The sequence below is a fragment of the Ferrovibrio sp. GW821-FHT12D07 genome, from assembly GCF_058807275.1.
Window position 1 is genome coordinate 1,346,641 of the sequence record NZ_JBXAQN010000001.1, and the last position, 20,943, is coordinate 1,367,583.

Consider the following 20,943-nt stretch of genomic DNA (forward strand, 5'->3'; position numbering starts at 1 on the left):
TCTGAACGAAAACGGGGAGGCGGCTTCAGCCGCGTGCTGCGGGTTGATCCCGCGTCTGTTCCATGGCGCGGCGCAGGCGCTCGCGGCTATTGCTCAAATGCAGGCGCATGGCCGAGCGGGCGGCATCACTGTCCTGACGAAGGATCGCCTGATAGATGTCTTCATGCTCGCTGTTGACGCGATTGAGATAGGCGGTGCGGTCATCGGCGAAGAAGCGGAAAGTCTGCACGCGGGCGCGCGGGATCATCAGCGCGCCGAGATAGCCGAACAGATGCGTGAAATGCACGTTGCCGGTGGCCTCGGCGATGGTCTGGTGGAAATCCAGGTCCGGCGCCACGGCGTCTTCGGAGGCAGCGATCGCCCGCGCCATGCGGTCAAGCGCCTGGCGCATGGCTTCCAGATGTTCGGGCTTGCGGCGCTGGGCAGCGAGTGCTGCGGCTTCGGCCTCCAGGCCGGTACGCAGCTCCAGCACATTGATCACTTCCTTGATCAGGTCGAGGCTGGTCTCGTCGATGCGGAAGGGCTGGGCGGCGGCGGCAGCCTGCACGAAGGCGCCGACGCCCTGCTGGGTAGCGACCAGGCCGGCGGCGCGCAGGGACGAGATCGCCTCCCGCACTACGGTGCGGCTAACGCCAAATTCCCCAATCAGTTCCTGTTCGCTCGGCAGCTTGTCGCCGGGCTTGAGCACGCCCTTGGCGATGCGCTCGGTCAGCGACTTGCTCAGCTGCGAAGTCAGGGTTTCGCGTCGGCGTAGGGCCGTCACGGCATGCTCCTCAAATCCGGACGGCCAGCGGTCGGCCTTCCCCTTGGGGCAAGCTGTAGCATCCGTCTACTTGTATGACAACTGATGGGTTTGGGAAATTAACGCACATGACCGAGTCGGAGCTAGGATCCGCAACTCATGCCTGTTTCACATAAAAACGGCATAAAACTGGGTAATACTTGAGAGTGAGGGGAAAGTGGTGGTCGGCCCGTTGACTCTAATTCTTAAAACTGTTGTATGATAACACGACGACTAAAGGTCGCTTAGGGAGGATATAATGACCATGCGCACAGCAACCCGCGCCCTTATTGGGCTCGCCATCGCCACCGGTTTCGCCGGCGCGGCCTCGGCCAAGGAATTCCGCTCCGCCGACGTGCATCCGGCGGATTATCCCACCGTGCAGGCGGTCGCCTATATGGGCAAGCTGATCGCCGAGCGCACCGGCAACAAGCACAGCATCAAGGTCTTCGGCCAGAGCGCGCTCGGCTCGGAGAAGGACACCATCGAGCAGACCAAGCTCGGCGCGCTCGACATGGTGCGCGTCAACATTTCCGCCTTCAACAACATCGTGCCCGAGACCATCGTCCCGGCGCTGCCTTTCGTCTTCAAGTCGACCGAGCATATGCGCCGCACGCTGGATGGCGCTGTGGGCGAGGACATCCTGAAGACGCTGGAGCCGCAGGGCTTCATCGGGCTGGCCTATTACGACAGCGGTTCGCGCAACTTCTACAACACCAAGAAGCCGATCAAGACCGTGGCCGACATGAAGGGCCTCAAGGTCCGCGTGCAGCAGTCCGACATGTGGGTCGCCATGATCCAGGCGATGGGCGCCAACGCCACGCCGCTGCCCTATGCCGAAATCTACACCGCGCTGAAGACCGGCGTGGTGGATGCGGCCGAGAATAACTGGCCGTCCTACGACAATGCGCGCCATTACGAAGTGGCCAAGCATTTTAGCCTGACCGAGCATTCGCTGGCGCCGGAGCTGCTGGTGTTCTCGAAGCGCATCTTCGACGGCCTGTCGAAGGAAGAGCAGGCGGTGATCCGTCAGGCCGCCAAGGACTCGGTGCCCTACATGCGCAAGCTGTGGGACGAGCGCGAGGCGGCGTCGCGCAAGACGGTCGAAGCTGGCGGTTCGCAGATCACCACCGATGTCGACAAGAAGTCGTTCCAGGATGCGATGAAGCCGGTCTATGACAAGTTTGCCGGCGAAGCCAAGCTGCAGACGCTGGTCAAGCGCATTCACGACAGCAACTAAGTCGCATACAGCAACAGTCGAAGCCGGGAGTATCCATGCTGAGTTTGTTGAATGCGCTCAATGCCTGGATTTCCCGGCTTTGCATGTATGTGGCGGTGGCGGGCCTGCTGGGCATCGTCACCGTCGTTACCTACCAGGTCTTCGGCCGTTATGTGCTGAACGACACGCCCACCTGGGCCGAGAGCTTCGCCCTGGTCCTGGTGCTTTACGTCACCATGTTCGGCGCTGCCGTGGGCGTGCGCGATGCAGGCCATATCGGCCTTGAATCGGTGCTGGTCATGATCATGCCCGAGCGGCACCGCATCTGGGTCGAGATTCTGATCCATGTGCTGGTCGCAGTCTTCGGCATCGTCATGGGCTGGAATGCCTGGCTGTTGGCTGAATCCGTCATGCCCTACAAGATTCCGAACCTGGGCCTTTCCGAGGGCCTCAATCACATTCCCCTGGCGATTGCCGGCGTGCTGATCACGCTATTCTCGCTTGAGCACATCCTGGCCCTGTTCGCGGGCAAAGAGGTTCGCCCGTCATGGCACTGACCATTCTGGCCGTCAGTTTCTTCGGCTTCCTGGTTCTCGGCGTCCCTGTCGCCTTCGCAATCGGACTCTCGGCGGTCGCCGCCATCGTTTATGAAGGCCTGCCGCTGGCCGTCGTGTTCCAGCGCATGTCGGCTGGCATGAACATCTTTTCCTTCCTGGCGATCCCGTTCTTCATCTTTGCCGGTGAACTGATGCTCTACGGCGGCGTCGCTGACCGCATCGTGAAATTCGCCAAGGACATGGTCGGCCATATCCGCGGCGGCCTCGGCATGTCGAATGTTGTGGCCTGCACGCTGTTCGGCGGCGTATCCGGTTCGCCGGTCGCCGACGTCTCGGCCATGGGCGCCGTCATGATCCCGATGATGAAGAAGGAAGGGTATGACGCGGATTACGCCGTCAACGTCACCACCCATGCCTCGCTCGTCGGCGCATTGATGCCGACCAGCCACAACATGATCATTTATTCGCTGGCCGCCGGCGGGAAGGTCTCGATCGCCGCGCTGATTGTGGCCGGCATGATCCCGGCGGCGCTGCTCACGCTCTGCATGCTGGTGGCGGCCTATCTGGTGGCGATCCGGCGCGGCTATCCCGCCGGCACCTTCCCGGGCTGGCCTGTAGTGCTGGGCTCGGGTGCGGCTGCCCTGCCGGGCCTGTTCGTGGTCGTCATCATCATTACCGGCATTCTCACCGGCGTGTTCACGGCGACCGAGTCTGCCGCCATCGCGGTGGTCTATGCCATCCTGCTGGCGACCCTGTTGTACAAGTCCCTGACCTGGCCTCAACTGCTGAAGGCGGCTGCCAAGGCTGTGAAGACCACTGGTATTGTTCTCTTGCTAATCGGCGTATCCAATACGTTTGGCTATCTGATCAGCCTGTATAGTGTGGCCGAGCTGACCGGCGAGGCGCTGTCCAAGATCACCACCAATCCCTGGCTGATGTTCTTCCTGGTCAACCTGATCCTGTTCGTGCTGGGCACTTTCCTCGACATGGCAGCAACCATCCTGATCTGCACGCCGATCTTCCTGCCGATCTGCATGCAGTACGGCATGGGGCCGGTGCAGTTCGGCATGCTGATGCTGATCAACTGTGCACTCGGCCTGAACACGCCGCCGGTTGGCACCACGCAGTTCGTCGGCTGCGCCATCGGCGAGGTCTCGATCGGCCATGTGATGAAGACGATCTGGCCATTCTACGGCGCGCTACTGGCTGCGCTGTTCCTCGTCACTTATGTGCCGCAATTCTCGCTGTTCCTGCCCAACCTGATCATCGGGCCGACTCACTGATCGGGATTGCACAGAAAAATCTCGTGAAAGGCTTGGCGGCAGAGGATCCGATGGCTATGGCTTAAGGCCAGCCAGAAGGAACCATCGCATGTCCGTCGCCCCGGTTCAGAATTCTTATCCGCGGGATTGGGTCAACGAGGCGCTCCGCCGCATCGAGGCCGATTTCAACCGTTCAGCCGATACGCATCTCTTCCGTCTCGAGCTGCCGGCCTTTGCCGGGCTCACGCTCTATTTCAAGGATGAATCGAGCCATCCCACCGGCAGCCTGAAGCACCGGCTGGCGCGGTCGCTGTTTCTCTATGGCCTGTGCAACGGCAAGATCGGTCCGCAGACTACCGTCGTGGAGGCTTCGTCCGGCTCGACTGCCGTGTCGGAAGCCTATTTCGCCCGGCTGCTGGGATTGCCCTTCGTCGCGGTGATGCCGAAGACCACCTCAGCCGAAAAGATCGCGCAGATCGAATTCTACGGTGGCCGCTGCCATCTGGTGGAGCAGGCCGGCCATGTCTATGCCGAGGCCGAGCGGCTCGCCCGCGAATGCGGCGGACATTACATGGATCAGTTCACCTATTCCGAGCGCGCCACCGACTGGCGCGGCAACAACAACATCGCGGAATCGATCTTCGAGCAGATGGCCCATGAGGAGCATCCTGAGCCGCGCTGGATCGTGGTGGGCGCGGGGACTGGCGGCACATCCGCCACCATCGGCCGCTATCTGCGCTACAATCGCATGGCCACCGAGCTCTGTGTGGTCGATACGGAATATTCCGTCTTCCACGACTTCTGGCGGCTGCGCGACCCATCGCTGGTCTGCGACCGCGCCTCGCGCATCGAAGGCATCGGCCGCCCGCGCGTGGAAGCCTCCTTCCAGCCTGAAGTCGTGGATCGCATGGTGACTGTGCCTGATGCGGCGTCGCTGGCGGGCATGCGATTGCTGTCGCGCCTGCTGGGCCGCAAGGTCGGTGGTTCCACCGGCACCAACTTTGTCGGCGCATTGCAACTGTTGTGTGAGATGAAGGCGGCGGGCGAGCGCGGCAGTGTGGTCACGCTGCTCTGTGACAGCGGTGAGCGCTATGCACGCACTTACTGTGACGATACCTGGTTGGCTGCACAAAACATGGATATCGCACCGCATCTGCAGCGGTTGGACTCCATTGTCCGGGATGGCCGCTGGCAGTAATCTGCAGCCGGAGGTTCCCGTACATGTCCGACGCTGCGTTGCCTGAATCCGTCGATATGGTCATCACCCCGCGGCTGCGTGATCTGGGTGAGGGCTTCAGTGTCCGCCGCGTGCTGCCGGTGGCCAAACACCGCCATATTGGGCCTTTTGTCTTTTTTGATCATATGGGGCCGGTGCAGTTCGAGCCCGGCCATGGCCTGGAGGTGTGGCCACATCCGCATATCGGTCTGGCCACGGTCACTTACCTGTTCGAAGGCGAGATCATGCATCGCGACAGTCTGGGCGTGGTGCAGCCGATCCGGCCGGGCGATGTGAACTGGATGGTGGCCGGTCGCGGCATCGCGCATTCAGAGCGCACCCGACCTGAAATTCGCCAGTCCGGCTCGCCGTTGCACGGCATCCAGTCCTGGTTCGCGCTGCCGCAGAGCCATGAGGAAACCGAACCGACTTTCCATCATCATCCGGCCAGCACACTGCCCCAGATCGAGAAGCCGGGCGTCCACCTGCGCCTGATCGCCGGCACGGCTTTCGGGGTCACCGCTCCCGCGCAGACTTTCGCGCCGATGTTCTATCTGGATGCCCAGCTGCAGGATGGCGCGGTCGTGCCGCTGCCGGATGGTTATGAGGAACAGGCCGTCTATGTCGCCATCGGCAAGGTGATGCTGGATGGTGTGGTGTTCGAGAGCGGTAACATGCTGGTGCTCAAGCCCGGCGCGCGGCCGCAGATCACGGCGGATGGCTCGGCGCGGCTGATGCTGCTGGGCGGTGCACCGCTGGATGGCGAACGGCACTTGTGGTGGAATTTCGTGTCATCGTCAAAAGATCGCATCGAGCGGGCCAAGGCCGATTGGCGTGCGGGCCGTTTCGACAAGGTGCCGGGTGAGACCGAGTTCATTCCACTGCCGGAGGGCATGTGAGCAAGGCCGGCAGCGAGGGCGACTATCGCGCTGAGTTGCGCGACCTGCAGATTGAATTGGTCCGCCTGCAGCGGTACCTGATCCGCACCGGCGGCAAGCTGCTGATCCTGTTGGAAGGCCGCGACGGCGCCGGCAAGGATGGCGCGATCAAGGCCATCCTGGAGCATATGAGCCCGCGCGAATCCCGGGTGGTGGCGCTGGGCAAGCCATCGGACCGCGAAGAGACCCAGTGGTATTTCCAGCGCTATGTGGCGCATCTGCCGGCTGCCGGCGATTTCGTCCTGTTCAACAGAAGCTGGTATAACCGCGCCGGCGTCGAACGCGTCATGGGGTTCTGCAGCAAGGGCGAATACGAGGATTTTCTGGCAACCGTCCCTGTTTTTGAAGACATGCTGATCCGGTCCGGCATCCAGCTGTTCAAATACTATCTCGATATCGACAAGGCCGAGCAGAAACGCCGGCTGGATGCGCGCCGCAAGGATCCGCTCAAGCAGTGGAAGATCAGCCCGATCGACGAGGCGGCGCTGAAACACTGGAAGGATTATAGCAAGGCACGCGATGTCATGCTGAGCCGCACCAGCACGCCGGCATCGCCCTGGACCGTCGTGCGGGCGAATGACAAGCGCATGGCGCGGCTGAACCTGATCCGCGACCTGCTGGCCCGGGTCGATTACAAGGACAGGGCCAAGCCGGCGCTGCTGACGCCGGATCGCAAGATCGTGTTTCCGTTCCAGCCACGCGCCCTGCGTGACGGCCGTTTGGCCGAATAACCGCTGAAATTGCAGCATTATCACGGCCCCGCCACTGGAAGGGCGGGGGCACGCGCGCTACCTTTTCGCAAAACAAGAGGAGCGCCGCCATGACCCACATCAAACATGCCGACCTGCTGCGTCGTCAGGCCTATATCGACGGTGCCTGGGTAGGGGCTGATAGCGGCAAGACTTTCAAGGTGACCAATCCTGCCGATGGCGCGGTGATCGCCGAAGTGCCGGATATGGGCCGTGCCGAAACCAAACGCGCCATTGATGCGGCAGCGGCGGCGGGTGCCGGCTGGGCGGCGCTCACTGCCAAGCAGCGCACAGCTATCCTGCGCAAATGGTACGACCTGATCCTGCAGCACCAGGATGATCTCGGTGCGCTGATGACCCTGGAGCAGGGCAAGCCGCTGGCCGAGGCCAAAGGCGAGGTGGTCTATGGCGCCAGCTTCGTCGAGTGGTTTGCCGAGGAAGCGCGTCGTATCTATGGCGACACCATTCCCGGTCATGCTGCCGACAAGCGCATCGTGATAATCAAGCAGCCCATCGGCGTGGTGGCGGCGATCACGCCGTGGAATTTCCCGATCGCCATGATCACCCGCAAGGTTGCGCCGGCACTGGCCGCCGGCTGTACCGTGGTGGTCAAGCCGGCGGAAGACACGCCGCTCTGCGCCCTGGCGCTGGCCCATCTGGCGGCCGAAGCCGGTATCCTCAAGGGCGCGTTCAATATCATCACCTCGTCGCATGGCGCCGAGGTCGGCACCGAACTCACCACCAATCCGATCGTGCGCAAGGTTTCCTTCACCGGCTCCACCGAGGTCGGCAAGATTCTGATGCGTCAGAGTTCGGATACGCTCAAGAAACTGTCGCTGGAGCTGGGCGGCAATGCACCCTTCATCGTGTTCGACGACGCCGATGTTGATGCCGCCGTGACCGGCGCGATGATCTCCAAATACCGCAATACCGGGCAGACCTGCGTCTGCACCAACCGCTTTTTCGTGCAGGAAGGTGTTTACGACGCCTTCGCCAAGAAGCTGACCGAGGCCGTGAAGAAACTGAAGACCGGTCCGGGCTTCACCGATGGTGTCAATCAGGGACCTCTGATCAACACGGATGCGCTGGACAAGGTCGAGCGGCTGGTCGCCGATGCCAAGGCCAAGGGCGCCAAGGTGCTGGTCGGCGGCGAACGCCATGAGTTGGGCGGCACCTTCTACCAGCCTAGTGTGATCGTCGACGCCACGACGAAGATGGATTCCGCGCAGGAAGAAATCTTTGGTCCCGTCGCGCTGATTTACAAGTTCAAGGACGAGGCCGAGGCGATCCGGCTGGCCAACGACACCGTGTATGGCCTGGCCGCCTATTTCTACAGCCGCGATATCAGCCGGGTCTGGCGCGTGGCCGAGAAGCTGGAATACGGCATGGTCGGCATCAACGAGGGCCTGATCTCGACGGCCGAAGCGCCCTTCGGCGGCATCAAGGAATCTGGCCATGGCCGCGAAGGCTCGAAATACGGCATCGACAGCTTCGTTGAGCTGAAATACCTCTGCTTCGGCGGGGTCTGACGTCGCAGGATTGAGTTTTCAGACATCGTGTCATGACCTGAAGGCATTGGTTATGGCGGATGCCGGGTCCTATAGTCGAGGAACGCTGACGGCCCGACAGAATGGCTGCGGCGCTCCCCGGACTGAAAGAGGATCGCATGACGGACCGTTGTGACGTGGTGATTATCGGCGGCGGGATTGCCGGTGCCGGTGCGGGTTACACGCTGGCGCGTGAGGGCAAGAAGATTGTCCTGCTCGAGCGCGAAAGCCAGCCGGGCTATCACACCACCGGCCGCTCGGCGGCGCTGTTCGCCGAAACCTACGGTAATGCACCGATCCGCGCGCTCACGGTTGCCAGCCGCGACTTCCTGATGAACCCGCCGGCCGGCTTCGCGTCCGTGCCGATCCTCACGCCGCGCGGCGCGCTGCATATCGGCAGCACGGAGCAGGCGGCCGAGCTGGATCGCAAATACGAGGACATGCGCAGGCTGGTGCCGAGCGTGAAGCGGATTTCGGCTGCCGAAACCGCAGCGCAGGTCTCGGTGCTGAAGCCCGATGCCATCGCCGGTGGGGCGCTGTCGGAACCCGATGCCATGGATATCGAGGTGCATGCCCTGCATAACGGCTTCCTGCGCGCCATGACGGCAGCCGGCGGCCGCATGATCACTGATGCGGAGGTCACCGGCCTGCAGCAAGCAGCAGGCAACGACTGGATTGTCGAAACCACCAGGGGCGCATTCTCGGCGCCGGTGGTGATCAATGCTGCCGGCGCCTGGGGCGATGTGGTGGCGCAGATGGCTGGCGCCGCGCTCATCGACCTGAAGCCGAAGCGGCGCACCGCCGTCACCTTCGATCCGCCGGCTGGCACTGATATTCATGGCTGGCCGATGGTGATCGACGCCGACGAAGCCTATTACTTCAAGCCTGACGCCGGCCGCATCCTGCTCTCGCCCTGCGACGAGACAGATTCCGAGCCCACCGATGCGCAGCCGGACGAGATGGATATCGCCATCGCAGTCGACCGGCTGGAAGCCGTCTCCACGCTGCAGGTGCGTCGTCTGGCGGCGAAATGGGCGGGGTTGCGCAGTTTCGTCGCTGATCGCACCATTGTTTGCGGCTTTGATGCGCAGAAATCAGGATTCTTCTGGCTGGCGGCGCAGGGCGGCTATGGTATCCAGACATCTGCCGCCATGGCCCGGGTCGCCGGAGCGCTGGCGCAGGGCCGGGGCCTGCCGCAGGATGTGGCTGATCTCGGTGTCACCGAACAGAATCTGAGCCCAAGTCGTCTGAGATAGTTGGCAGGTTGAGATGAACGCGCCTTTCGCCCCCAAGCCGACCATCGGCCACAGCGCCTGCCCGCATGATTGCCCTTCGACCTGCGCGCTGGAGATCGAGCTGCTGCCGAATGGCCAGATCGGCAAGGTGCGTGGCGCGGAAGAGAACAGTTACACCGCCGGCGTGATCTGCGCCAAGGTCGCGCGCTATGCCGAACGCGCCAACCACAAGGAGCGTCTGCTGCAGCCCATGCTGCGGACCGGTCCGAAGGGCAGCGGGCAGTTCAAGCCGATCTCGTGGGAGGAAGCACTCGACCGCACGGCCGAGGCTTTCCTGGCGGCCGAGAAGAAGCATGGCAGTGAAAGTGTCTGGCCATACTACTACGCCGGCACCATGGGTTTGGTGCAGCGCGATGGCATCAATCGCCTGCGGCATGTGAAGAAATATTCCGGCCAGCATTCCACCATCTGCGTGACGCTGGCGCGTGCCGGCTTCATCGCCGCGACGGGACATCTGAGCGGTCCCGATCCGCGCGAGATGGCGAAAAGCGATCTGGTGGTGATCTGGGGCACCAATGCGGTGCATACCCAGGTCAACGTGATGACGCACGCGATCCGCGCCCGCAAGGAGCGCGGCGCCAAGATCGTTGTGATCGACGCTTATCACAATGCCACCGCCCAACAGGCCGATATCGCGCTGATCGTGCGGCCGGGTACCGATGGCGCGCTGGCCTGTGCCGTGATGCATGTGCTGTTCCGCGACGGCCTGGCCGACCGCGACTACATGGCGCAATACACCGACGCGCCGGCCGAGCTGGAAGCGCATCTGCAGAGCCGCACGCCGGCATGGGCCGCAGCCATCACCGGCATTCCGGCCGCCGAGATCGAGGCCTTTGCGCATCTGCTGGGCGAGCGCCGCCGGCACTATATCCGGCTCGGCTACGGCTTTGCGCGCAGCCGCAACGGCGCGGTCAACATGCATGCCGCCACCTGCATCGCCAGCGTGACCGGCGCGTGGAAATACGAAGGTGGCGGCGCCTTCCACAATAACGGCGCGATCTTCCACTGGGACAAGACACTGATCGATGGCCTGGATGCGGTCGACCCGACGATCCGCCAGCTCGACCAGTCGCAGATCGGCCCGGTGCTGACCGGCGATGCGGCAGCCCTGAAGAACGGTCCGCCGGTCACCGCGCTGCTGATCCAGAACACCAATCCGATGGAAGTTGCGCCGGAATCGCTGCTGGTCAAGCGCGGCTTCGAGCGCGAGGATCTGTTCACCTGCGTGCATGAGCAGTTCATGACCGCCACGGCGAAGATGGCCGACATCCTGTTGCCGGCGACGATGTTCACCGAGCATGATGACATCTACCAGGCCGGCGGGCAGCAGCACATCCTGCTGGGGCCGAAGCTGGTGGAAGCACCGGGCGAGGCGCGCGAGAATCATTATGTGCTCTCGGAGCTGGCCAAACGCCTGGGTGCGACGCATGCGGGCTTTGACATGACGGCGGAAGAAATCGTCGAGGCGACTCTCAAGGCCTCGGGCTGGCCCGATGTGGCGACCTTGCGCGCGCAGCGCTGGCACGACTGCCAGCCGGACTTCGACACCGCGCATTTCCTCGGCGGTTTCGCCTGGCCCGACAAGAAATTCCGTTTCAAGCCCGATTGGAAGGGCATGGGGCCGAATGCCGCGGGCATGCCGGCGCTGCCCGATCACTGGCTCAGCATCGAGACGGCGACGGCGGAGCATCCATTCCGCATGATCACCTCGCCGGCGCGCAACTTCCTCAACACCAGCTTCACCGAAACTCCGACATCGGTGAAGAAGGAAAACCGCCCGACGCTGTTCATTCACTCCGAGGACGCGGCGGCGCTGACCATCGCCGATGGCGATCTGGTGCGGATCGGCAACACGCGCGGTGACATCCGCATCCATGCCAAGCTGTATGACGGCGTGCAGCGCGGCGTGGTGGTGGTGGAAAGCATCTGGCCGCATGCGGCCTTCGTCGACGGCATGGGCATCAACGCGCTGACCGGCGCCGATGCCGCCCAGCCCAATGGCGGCGCCGCATTCCACGATAATGCTATCTGGATTCGGGCGGCATAGCCGCCCAGGGCCATCTGGATTCGCGCGTCTTAAACGCTAAGTCGCTGTAATCACTGATCCGGTGCGGGCCGATTGAAGCCCGTTCAGGGCCTGTTGCGTCCCATTGAGAGCCAATTGGGAGCCAGTTCGAGCCCATTCAGGACCAATTGAGTCCCATTCGGAGCCAGTTCGGGCCAAGTCTGTCCCGTTCCGGACAGGCAGGTCTTCACGATGGGCAACAGCGGCGCTTCAGAGGTAGGGCGCCTTGGTCGCCGATCAAGACTTGCGGGTCTTGAGTAGGTCGACCAGGTCGTCGAAGACGAAAGCGCCGGTGGCGATTACCGAAGGATGCCGGTGCGTCGCGGTGCTGTAGGTGAGCGGTGCGCCATCGGCCGTGGTGACGCGGCCGCCGGCCTCGCGCACCAGCAGGTCGGCGGCGGCGATGTCCCAGTCGCTTTTCTCGGTCAGGCTGATGGCGGCATCGAACCTGCCGGCCGCCACCAGCGCCATGCGATAGGCGATGGAGTTGCGATAGCCGAAATCGGCCTTGGCAGCGCGGCTCAGCCAGCCGTGCTTTTCAAAGGTGCGGCGCGAAGCAAGGAAGCGCGCTTCCATCAGGCTGGCATGGCCCGAGGCATGGATGCTCTTGCCGTTCAGTTTGGCGCCGCCGCCATGGGTAGCTTCGAAGAATTCCTCGCTGGCCGGATTGTAGATGGCGGCGAGGATGGGCTGGTCATCCTGCAGCAGGGCGACGCAGACGGTGAATTCCGGCTTGCCTTCAAGAAAAGCGCGGGTGCCGTCGATGGGATCGACCACCCAGATGCTACGGCCCTGTGAGGGACGACGTTCGCTTTCCTCGCTGAGCCAGCCGTAATCGGAACGGGCCACGGCCAGCCGTTCATGCAGCAGCCTGTCAACGGCAATATCGGCTTCCGAGACCGGATCGTTCGGCTTCTTGTGCCAGGACTTCACGCCGTTGTTGAAATAGCCCAGCGCCAGCGCGCCGGCCTCGCGCACGGCGGCGAGCAGGAGATCGCGATCCTGAGTCAGGATGCTCATCAGCGACCGGCGACCGTCATGCCCTCGACACGCAGGGTGGGGGCATCGACGCCATGGCGGAAGCGCAGGTCGTTGGCGGCGGTGATGTTCATGAACATCTGCTTCAGGTTGCCGCCGATGGTGATTTCCGACACCGGTTCGGCGATCTGGCCGTTGCGGATCAGGAAGCCGGCGGCGCCGCGGCTGTAATCGCCGGTCACGCCATTCACGCCCTGGCCCATCAGGTCGGTCACGTACAGTCCTTCCTTGATATCGGCCATCAGTTCGGCCGGGCTGAGTTTACCGGCCTTCATGTAGACATTGGTGGCACCGGGCGAGGGCGGCGAGGATGTCCCGCGCGAAGCATGGCCGGTGCTGGTCAGGCCGAGCTGGCGCGCGGTGGCGCAGTCGAGCAGCCAGGTGAGCAGGCGGCCGTCCTCGACCAGTGCACGCGGCACGCTGGCCACGCCTTCGCCATCGAACCAGCGCGACCGCAGGCCACGCTTGCGCAACGGATCGTCCATGATGGTGATGCCGGGTGCGAAGATGATCTCGCCCATCCTGTCTTTGAGGAAGGATGTGCCGCGCGCCACCGAGGCGCCGTTGATGGCGCCCGTCAGGTGGCCGACGAGGCCAATGGCGACACGCGGATCGTAGACCACCGGCATCGGCTTGCTGTCCAGCTTGCGCGGATTGAGACGCTTCACCACGCGTTCACCGGCCTTGCGGCCGATCTCTTCCGGCGAGGGCAGGTCGGACAGGTAGAGCCGGGATTCGGACTCATAGTCGGTTTCCATGCCGGTATCCTTGCCGGCGATGCAGGAGACCGAAAGGCTGTGCCAGCCGGCCCAGTTGGCGCCGCTGAAGCCTTCGCTGTTGGCATAGGCCGACATGCTGAAACCGCGACCGGCGCTGCCGCCGTCGGAATTGGTCACGCCGGAGACGGCCAGAGCCGCTGCCTCGGCCTCACGCGCGCGTTCCAGCAACTGCGGCATTTCCAGTTCGACGCCGTCGAAGAGATCCAGGTCCTGCCGCTGCGTCGCCAGCTGGCTCGCATCAGGCAGGCCGCAAAATTTGTCCTCGGGCGCGGCGCGCGCCATGCTGACCGCGCGGGTCACCAGTTCGTCCAGCGTGGCGGCGGCGAAATCGGTGGTGGAGACGCAGGCCTGCTGCCTGCCGACCAGCACGCGCAGGCCAAGATCGCGGCCTTCCGAGCTCTCGACATCCTCGGGCTTGCCATGGCGTACACCGGCGCCCAGGGAGCGTGATTCGTAATACAGCGCATCAGCCGCATCGGCGCCGGCCTTGCGGGCAGCCTTGATCAGGTCGGCAACGAGGGTCTGTGCCTTGGCGGCACGCTGGGCGGTATCGGACATTCCGGGCTCAATTTGAAAAACGGTGGGAGACGGATCAATCGGTCTTATCGTCCATCCTGTAGGACATATATGCAACGAAGGCGACAAAACAACCGATGGCCCAGGCAAAGGGCTTGAGCGGATCGTGCCACTCCATCCAGTCGCCGCCAGCCAGCTTGGCCGCGATCTGGGCCGCCAGGTCGAGCAGGATGGCGCCAATGGCGGCGCCCAGGCCGGCGGAAAAGGCGAGATTCCATCCGGCCCGCATCAGGCTGGCAGGATGCCACCAGGGCAGCAGGTCGCGATCAGCCGGTTTGGCTTTGCGGAACAGGGAGAGCGGTGGACGGAACGGCATGTGCTCAGGCTGCCGTATTTCGGGCCGCAGCGCTAGTCCATGGGCCGGTCAGCAGGCTGGCCAGTCAGTGAATGGTGGGAATGGCTTCCGGTGCGTCAGGCTCGGGCGACAGCGCCGGGCGGGACAGGATCCACAGCACCATGCGGTCGCGCAGGCCGCGGATCGGCTGCGGCTTCAGCGCCACCAGATCACGCACGGCGCCGAGATCGCCGCGGGTTTCATCGCCCAGCTTGTCGATGAAGGCCTGGCTCAGGCAGAGCTGGGCATTCAGCGAGCGGGTCATCTGTTCCAACCGGTGCGCCACATTCACGGTCTCGCCGATCAGGGCGTATTCCACCCGGGTCTCGTCGCCGATATTGCCCAGCGTCAACGGGCCGTAATGGATGCCGACGGCCAGATGCAGCGGCGTCTGGTGCAGCAGTTTGCGCTGGCGATTGAGATGCTCCATCTCGCGCAGCATGGCGCGGGCGGCCAGCAGGGCGGCAGAGGCATCGCGCGGGCCGGGGCGCGGCGTGCCGAAGGAGGCCATGATGCCGTCGCCCAGATACTTGTCCAGCGTGCCGGCATTGTCGTTGACGGCGCGGGTGAGGCGCTGGTGTACCTCGCGCAGGATGGCGATGGTCTGCTCGGGCGTGTGGTCGTCGGCGATCTGCGTGAAGCCGACCAGATCGGCGAACAGCACGGCGGCGTCCAGTTTTTTCACCTGGCCCATCGCGTCATCCATCTTCGACAGTTCCTCGGCCATATGCGGCGAGAAGTGGCGCGACAGGTTGCGGCGCGCGCGTTCGCTTTCCACCTGACGGGCGATCAGGTGGCGGGCGCGCTGCACGGATACGGCCAGCAGGATGCCGATCATGCTGATCAGGATCATGCGCGGCAGGAATTCACCCAGCCGCACATTCCAGGGGTCGAGGATGTAGGCGATGCGGTCCTGCACCGGCATATGCAGGATGTTGTCGAAGCGGCTGCCGAAGGTGACGCCGTCCTGCATGACGACATAGATGGTACCGATGGTCCAGGTGATCACAGCGGCCAGCGTAGTGGCGAGCACGGCGCGCGGAGATTGGCCCAGCGCCGACAGCACGACAAACAGCGCGACGTAAAGAATGGTGTCGAAGCCGAGCCGCATGGGCGCCGGCAGCGGATTGATATCGAAGGGATTGGGCAGGGCGATGGCGGCGATGAGCAGCGCCATGTCGATGAAAGGAAACAGCCAGAGCATCCATGGCTGGTCGGTGCCGGGCTTGCGCATCAGCATCTGCAGGTAGGATGAGAAGGCGAAGCCGCCGAGATAGCCGTAGTAATTATAGGCGAGCGGGAAGCCCATCTCGACGCTAAGGATGCAGGCGACGATAAAGCAGACGGCGAAGCGCAGGCCCATGGTCATGCGCAGCGCGTCGTATTCCTCGGCCTGGAAGGCGGTTTGCAGACGCGCGACCTCGGCGGCGTCGGGCTGCACCTTGTGCCAGCCGCCGCAGATTCGTGTGTGCATCAGGTCATGCAGGCGCTTCAGCAGCCGCATGGACATCACCCTTAAATCCCTGTTCTATCAGGCGATTGCAGCAGTGAACGAGACTGCCGTCAATCGGCCGCCCTGTGACTTAGGCCACAGGACAGGCCGAATTGATCATTTCCAGATCGGCTTGCCGCTGCCGGGCAGGCCGAGTTTGGCCCATTTCTCGGTCACGGTGCGGATCACATCCTCGTCCATGCGGATTTTCTCGCCCCATTCGCGCTTCGTCTCAGGCGGCCATTTATTGGTGGCATCCAGACCGATCTTGCTGCCAAGGCCGGATTCCGGCGAGGCGAAATCCAGATAGTCGATGGGGGTGTGCTCGACGAAAGTGATGTCGCGGGCAGGGTCCATGCGGGTCGACATCGCCCAGACCACATCCTTCCAGTCGCGGGTATTGATGTCGTCGTCCACCACGATGATCCACTTGGTGTACATGAACTGGCGCAGGTAGGACCACACGCCCATCATCACGCGCTTGGCATGGCCGGGATAGGCCTTTTTTATGCTGACCACGGCGACGCGATAGGAGCAGCCCTCGGGCGGCAGCCAGAAGTCGACGATCTCGGGGAACTGCTGGCGGATCAGCGGCACGAAGACATCATTCAGCGCCTCGCCCAGCACGCTGGGTTCATCCGGCGGCCGGCCGGTGAAGGTGCTCAGGTAGATCGGCTGCTTGCGGCGGGTAATCGCCGTGACGGTGAAGACCGGGAACTGCTCGACCGAATTGTAATAGCCGGTGTGGTCGCCATAGGGGCCTTCGTCGCGGTAATCCTCCAGCGACACATGGCCTTCCAGCACGATCTCGGCTTCGGCCGGCACTTTCAGCGGAATGGTCTTGCAGTCGACCAGCTCGACCCGCTTTCCGCGCAGGAGACCCGCGAACTGGTATTCCGACAATGTCTCGGGCACCGGCGTGACAGCGGAAAGAATGATGCCGGGATCGGCGCCGATGACCACAGCGGCGGGAAACGGCTCGCGTTTGCCGGCCTGCTTCCAGCGCTGGTGCTGCTGCGCGCCACCGCGATGCTTGAGCCAGCGCATCAGGGTCTGGTTCTTGTTCAGCACCTGCATGCGGTAGATGCCGAGATTGAAGCGGTCGGTCTTGTCCGTCTTGCTCGGACCCTGGGTCACCACCAGCGGCCAGGTGATCAGCGGTGCCGGCTCGCCCGGCCAGCAGGTCTGGATCGGCAGCGCGTTCAGATCGATGTCGTCGCCCTGCAGCACGACTTCATGCACCGGCGCGCTGCTCACCGTTTTCGGCTGCATTGCCATCACGGTCTTGACCAGCGGCAGCAGGTTCAGCGCTTCGCGGAAGCCGCCGGGCGGTTCGGGCTGGCGCAGGAAGGCCAGCGTCTCGCCGATATCCTTCAGCTCTGCCGGCTCACGGTCCATGCCCCAGGCAACGCGTTCGACCGTGCCGAACAGGTTCACCAGCACCGGAATGTCGCTGGGCGTGCCGTCGGCGCGCACGGGCTTTTCGAACAGCACCGCCGGTCCGCCTTCGGCCAGCAGGCGGGTCTGGATTTCGGTCATCTCGAGCACGGTGGAGACCGGTTCGGTCACGCGCACCAGACGGCCGCGCTGCTCCAGCTGCGTCATGAAATCGCGAAGCGAGGCATAGGGCATCAGGCTTGGTCCGGCTTGTGGGTCGCGAGGTAGAGGCCCGGCAGAACCAGCGCCGCGCCGAGCCAATGGTAGAATGCAAACGCCTCGCCGAGAAGCAGCCAGGCCATGGCGGCGGTATAGATCGGCGACAGATACAGCATCAGGGCGGTGCGGCTGGCCCCCAGATGCTTGGTCATGTAGCTGAAAGTCGCGTAGGCGCCCACGCCGGGGACGACAATGAGCGTGGCCACGGCAGCCACCGTGGGCAGGTCGAAGCTAGGCGGGCCGATCACGGCCAGTTCCCAGGCTTGCACCGGCAGCATGACCAGCACGCCAGCCAGCGCGATGGCGGCCAGACGCGCGGTGACGCTCAAGGAGCTCGGCCAGTGCTTCAGCAGCACGCTGTAGAGCGCCCACGAGACCGAGGCACCGAAGATGATCAGGTCGCCGGCCGAGAAGCTCAGATGCAGCAGTGCCGCCGGATCGCCGCGCAGAATGATCACCAGCACGCCGAGCAGTGCGATGGCCGTGCCGAGCCCCTGGCGCAGGCTGAAGCCCTCGCCGAACAGCGCGCGGCTGAGCAGGATGATCTGCACCGGCGAGGTGGCGTAGATCAGTCCGATATTGGTGGCGGTCGTCGTGGCCGCACCGTAGTAGACAGCGGCGCCGCAGATGCCCATGCCGAGGAAACCGAGCATGGCGAGCTGCTGCCAGTCGCGCAACAACTGCGCGCGGGCCTGCCAGAGTTCGCGGCCGCAGAAGGGCAGCAGCAGAAGCACCACGCCGATCCAGCGCATTTCGGCCAGCGCCACCGGCGGGATCAGGCCGGCGGTGGCACGCGCCAGCACCATGTTGGTGGTGAACATGGCGGGTGTGACGAACAGCAGGATCTGGGCGATGCGCAGGTCGCGCGGCGAGGTGGTGGACTCCATGGCCGGAGATTAGGCGGCGGGGATCGGCCAGACCAGTGCTTGACCAGGGCTTAAGCCGGGCTTAAGCCCATGGCATGCGCCGCTTTCCCGCTGAATTCGCCGACCTGCTGACGCCCAAGGGCCGCGCGCTGCTGGCTGGCCGCCATGCGCAGGCCGGCGCGTTGGCCAACCCGCGCACGCGCTTCCTGGCGCTGGATGGCATGATCGATCCGCGCCAGGCCCGAGCCGTCTCCGGCCTGCTCGACAAGGCGCTGCTGTCCGAACTGCGCGAGATGGCGCAGCCGATCCCGCCCGAGACGATCTGGGAGCAGACGCAGAATTACGCGGAAGCCCTGCCCAAGACGATGCGCCAGCGCACCACCCATCTGGACAATGCACGCTCCAGCGCCTTCAAGGTCGCGACTGGTATCGGCCTGATCGGCTGCCTGCGCTCGGAGAGCTATCGCGCTTTTGCCGCCGCTCTGGCCGGCCGTCCACTGAAAAAGAAGTATGGCCTGCAGGCGATTGCCTATGCGGCCGGCGATTATGCCGGGCCGCATACCGACCATCATCCGGAAGAACCGGAGGCTGCACGCGGCTATCTGGATGTGCATGTCAGCTTCGCCACGCCTGCGGTGCGCGACCAGTATCTGGTCTACGCCAAGACCGGGCATTTCACCGAGATGGTGGAGGTGACGCAGAAGCCCGGACTGGTGACAGCCTATCGGCTGCCGTTCTGGCACTACACCACGCCGCTGCGGGCGAAGCCGAAGAAAGAGAAGGATGCCCGGCGCTGGGTGCTGCTCGGGACGTTCCTCTTCTCGGATCAGGGTGCCAGATAGCCACCCTTGGGGACCGGCTCCAGTTTGCCGCCGGCGGCCTTCACGGCCTTGATATAGGCGGCTTCGGACTTGTAGGGGCCGAACTTCTTGAAGTCGTCCGGCGTGCAGGCGGTCAGCTTGCCGCCGTCCTTGGGCTTGATCTTGAAATAGCCGCCGTCGCGGTGGATCACCGGGATGATCTTGCCCTTGCGGCTGAACACGCGGCGCATGGTGGCCGAATGGTCGCGCATGGTCTCGTATTCTTCCTGGTCGAGCTTGAAGATGCGCTCGAAGGCGGCGACCATTTCCTGGACGAACTTGCGCTCGACCACCTGCATATTGGAAATGATCCAGCAGCGATCTTCGAAATCCCAGTAATAGGTCAGCCCGATGAACTTACCGGTCTTGTCCAGGTAGGGATAGAAGGGGAAGGAGCGGCAGGCGATGGTGCGGTTGTCGCGCTCGCAGAAAGCGGCGCCCTTGCACTCGACCGCGCAGGCATTGTCGGTCAGCTCGTTGACGATCTTGCGCGAGGCGGCGTCATTGGGCTTGTAGCTGAACCAGAGGTCGGTGCGGCTTTTCAGCAGCTTGAACTCGGCCTTGTCGACCACCGGAATGGCGTTCTCGGTGCTGCAGCAAACCGGCTGGCCATTGTTCAGCGGCGCACATTTGCGGCCGCAATCCACGAAAGCCAGATTGGCGTTGTACTGCTTGTACAGGCTCGCGAAGTCCTGCGGTGTGATTCGGCGCTGGGTCATGGCGCGCACCATACGCAAGAGACCCTGCTTCGCCAAGGACTATGCTGGGGCAGCGCTAGCCCAATAAGAAGGCAGCAAAGATGATCAGACCGACATCGCGATTTGCCCGGAATTTGGCGAGGCCGTCGGCGCTGTCATCGGGCTTTAACGTCAGCACCTGCCAGGCGAAGTGCAGCGCGGCCAGCCCCAGGCAGACCCAGAAAGGCCAGCCCAGGCTCGCCATCCAGCCCACAAGGGCGAGGCCGGCCAGCGTCAGGTCATAGAAGCCGGCAATCCACAGGCGGGCATGGCGGCCGAACAGGCGCGCGGTGGACTTCACGCCGATCAGGGCGTCGTCTTCCTTGTCCTGCAGCGCATAGACGGTGTCGTAGCCCAGCGTCCAGACGATGCCCGAGACGTAAAGAACTAGCGTGACCCAGTCGAGCCGGCCGGCGATGGCGGCATAGCCCAGCACCGCGCCCCAGTTGAAAGCCAGCCCCAGGAAGAACTGCGGCCACCAGGTGACGCGCTTCATGAAGGGATAGATGGCGACCAGACCGAGCGAGGCCGCGCCCAGCCCGATGGCCAGGCCGTTCATCTCCATGAGGATGACGAAGCCGATCAGGGCCTGCAGCGCCAGCCAGAGCCAGGCCCGGAGGACAGTGACCTGGCCCGAGGGGATGGGGCGCAGCCGGGTGCGTTCGACCTTGCCGTCGAAATCGCGGTCGACGATGTCGTTGAAGGTGCAGCCGGCGCCGCGCATGACCAGTGCGCCGATGCCGAACAGGATAATCAGCCCGATATCGAGGTCCTGACCTTCGCGCCGGGCCAATGCTATGGCCCACCAGCCCGGCAGCAGCAGCAGCCAGGTGCCGATCGGGCGATCCAGGCGTGACAGCCGGGCATAAGGGCGCAGGCCGGCCGGCAGCCAGCGCTCGACCCAATGGCCAGCGACAGCGTCGGCGGGGGCCTGATCGGTGACTTCGGGGCCGGGCTTTGTCATAACGCTGCTGTA

General features: G+C 63.8%; 19 protein-coding genes. 10 read left to right on the forward strand and 9 right to left on the reverse strand.

Translation table 11 applies throughout. The annotated features are described in order from the left end of the window. Positions 1 to 25: 25 nt before the first annotated feature. Complete coding sequence (locus AC1RRE_RS06785; protein ID WP_492980351.1) at positions 26 to 763, reverse strand: FadR/GntR family transcriptional regulator; 738 nt, start codon at positions 761 to 763, stop codon at positions 26 to 28. A gap of 277 nt (positions 764 to 1,040) precedes the next feature. On the opposite strand from AC1RRE_RS06785, the gene AC1RRE_RS06790 reads away from it, so the two are divergent. The 9 genes from AC1RRE_RS06790 (at position 1,041) to AC1RRE_RS06830 (ending at position 11,611) form a co-directional block, all read left to right on the forward strand. Next, entirely contained in the window at positions 1,041 to 2,021 is a 981-nt protein-coding gene (locus AC1RRE_RS06790; protein ID WP_492980352.1) for a TRAP transporter substrate-binding protein, read from the forward strand. 35 nt (positions 2,022 to 2,056) lie between these two features. Beyond that, entirely contained in the window at positions 2,057 to 2,557 is a 501-nt protein-coding gene (locus AC1RRE_RS06795; RefSeq protein ID WP_492980353.1) for a TRAP transporter small permease, read from the forward strand. Continuing rightward, positions 2,548 to 3,840: a TRAP transporter large permease gene (locus tag AC1RRE_RS06800; protein ID WP_492980354.1), complete on the forward strand. Its 1,293-nt coding sequence runs from the start codon at positions 2,548 to 2,550 to the stop codon at positions 3,838 to 3,840. The genes AC1RRE_RS06795 and AC1RRE_RS06800 overlap by 10 nt, the downstream gene beginning before the upstream one ends. Before the next feature lie 88 nt (positions 3,841 to 3,928). Continuing rightward, positions 3,929 to 5,017: a PLP-dependent cysteine synthase family protein gene (locus tag AC1RRE_RS06805; protein ID WP_492980355.1), complete on the forward strand. Its 1,089-nt coding sequence runs from the start codon at positions 3,929 to 3,931 to the stop codon at positions 5,015 to 5,017. Between the two features lie 23 nt (positions 5,018 to 5,040). Then, positions 5,041 to 5,934: a pirin family protein gene (locus AC1RRE_RS06810; RefSeq protein WP_492980356.1), complete on the forward strand. Its 894-nt coding sequence runs from the start codon at positions 5,041 to 5,043 to the stop codon at positions 5,932 to 5,934. Further along, positions 5,931 to 6,704, forward strand: a complete 774-nt coding sequence (gene ppk2 / locus AC1RRE_RS06815; RefSeq protein ID WP_492980357.1) for a polyphosphate kinase 2 — start codon at positions 5,931 to 5,933, stop codon at positions 6,702 to 6,704. Before AC1RRE_RS06810 ends, ppk2 begins: the two co-directional genes overlap by 4 nt. 89 nt (positions 6,705 to 6,793) lie before the next feature. Beyond that, complete coding sequence (locus tag AC1RRE_RS06820) at positions 6,794 to 8,251, forward strand: NAD-dependent succinate-semialdehyde dehydrogenase (RefSeq protein ID WP_492980358.1); 1,458 nt, start codon at positions 6,794 to 6,796, stop codon at positions 8,249 to 8,251. 137 nt (positions 8,252 to 8,388) lie between these two features. Beyond that, positions 8,389 to 9,525, forward strand: a complete 1,137-nt coding sequence (locus tag AC1RRE_RS06825; protein WP_492980359.1) for an NAD(P)/FAD-dependent oxidoreductase — start codon at positions 8,389 to 8,391, stop codon at positions 9,523 to 9,525. Positions 9,526 to 9,538: 13 nt separating this feature from the next. Next, on the forward strand, positions 9,539 to 11,611 hold the full coding sequence (locus tag AC1RRE_RS06830; RefSeq protein WP_492980360.1) for a molybdopterin-containing oxidoreductase family protein: 2,073 nt from the start codon (positions 9,539 to 9,541) through the stop codon (positions 11,609 to 11,611). 255 nt (positions 11,612 to 11,866) lie between these two features. Here the strand turns inward: AC1RRE_RS06830 and AC1RRE_RS06835 are convergent, their stop codons facing one another. The 6 genes from AC1RRE_RS06835 to AC1RRE_RS06860 form a co-directional block, all read right to left on the reverse strand. Then, positions 11,867 to 12,649: a 3'(2'),5'-bisphosphate nucleotidase CysQ gene (locus AC1RRE_RS06835; protein ID WP_492980361.1), complete on the reverse strand. Its 783-nt coding sequence runs from the start codon at positions 12,647 to 12,649 to the stop codon at positions 11,867 to 11,869. Further along, positions 12,649 to 14,004, reverse strand: coding sequence for a TldD/PmbA family protein (locus tag AC1RRE_RS06840; RefSeq protein WP_492980362.1), 1,356 nt, complete (start codon positions 14,002 to 14,004; stop codon positions 12,649 to 12,651). Before AC1RRE_RS06840 ends, AC1RRE_RS06835 begins: the two co-directional genes overlap by 1 nt. 34 nt (positions 14,005 to 14,038) lie before the next feature. After that, complete coding sequence (locus tag AC1RRE_RS06845; protein WP_492980363.1) at positions 14,039 to 14,338, reverse strand: hypothetical protein; 300 nt, start codon at positions 14,336 to 14,338, stop codon at positions 14,039 to 14,041. 64 nt (positions 14,339 to 14,402) lie between these two features. Then, the gene (locus AC1RRE_RS06850) at positions 14,403 to 15,866 is read right to left on the reverse strand and encodes an adenylate/guanylate cyclase domain-containing protein (protein WP_492980364.1); all 1,464 of its coding nucleotides are present in this window, start codon (positions 15,864 to 15,866) and stop codon (positions 14,403 to 14,405) included. Positions 15,867 to 15,965: 99 nt separating this feature from the next. Continuing rightward, on the reverse strand, positions 15,966 to 17,480 hold the full coding sequence (locus tag AC1RRE_RS06855) for a UbiD family decarboxylase (RefSeq protein ID WP_492980365.1): 1,515 nt from the start codon (positions 17,478 to 17,480) through the stop codon (positions 15,966 to 15,968). Continuing rightward, positions 17,480 to 18,391 (reverse strand): DMT family transporter, encoded by a 912-nt coding sequence (locus AC1RRE_RS06860; protein WP_492980366.1) that lies wholly within the window; start codon positions 18,389 to 18,391, stop codon positions 17,480 to 17,482. Before AC1RRE_RS06860 ends, AC1RRE_RS06855 begins: the two co-directional genes overlap by 1 nt. A gap of 74 nt (positions 18,392 to 18,465) precedes the next feature. Here AC1RRE_RS06860 and AC1RRE_RS06865 point away from each other — a divergent pair, with 74 nt between their 5' ends. Beyond that, complete coding sequence (locus AC1RRE_RS06865; RefSeq protein WP_492980367.1) at positions 18,466 to 19,212, forward strand: hypothetical protein; 747 nt, start codon at positions 18,466 to 18,468, stop codon at positions 19,210 to 19,212. On the opposite strand, the gene AC1RRE_RS06870 is transcribed toward AC1RRE_RS06865, so the two are convergent. Together AC1RRE_RS06870 and ubiA are read right to left on the reverse strand one after the other, a co-directional pair. Then, positions 19,197 to 19,949, reverse strand: a complete 753-nt coding sequence (locus AC1RRE_RS06870) for a hypothetical protein (RefSeq protein WP_492980368.1) — start codon at positions 19,947 to 19,949, stop codon at positions 19,197 to 19,199. The two genes, AC1RRE_RS06865 and AC1RRE_RS06870, sit on opposite strands and share 16 nt — an antisense overlap. A gap of 55 nt (positions 19,950 to 20,004) precedes the next feature. Continuing rightward, positions 20,005 to 20,931, reverse strand: a complete 927-nt coding sequence (gene ubiA / locus AC1RRE_RS06875) for a 4-hydroxybenzoate octaprenyltransferase (protein ID WP_492980369.1) — start codon at positions 20,929 to 20,931, stop codon at positions 20,005 to 20,007. Between the last annotated feature and the right edge of the window lie 12 nt (positions 20,932 to 20,943).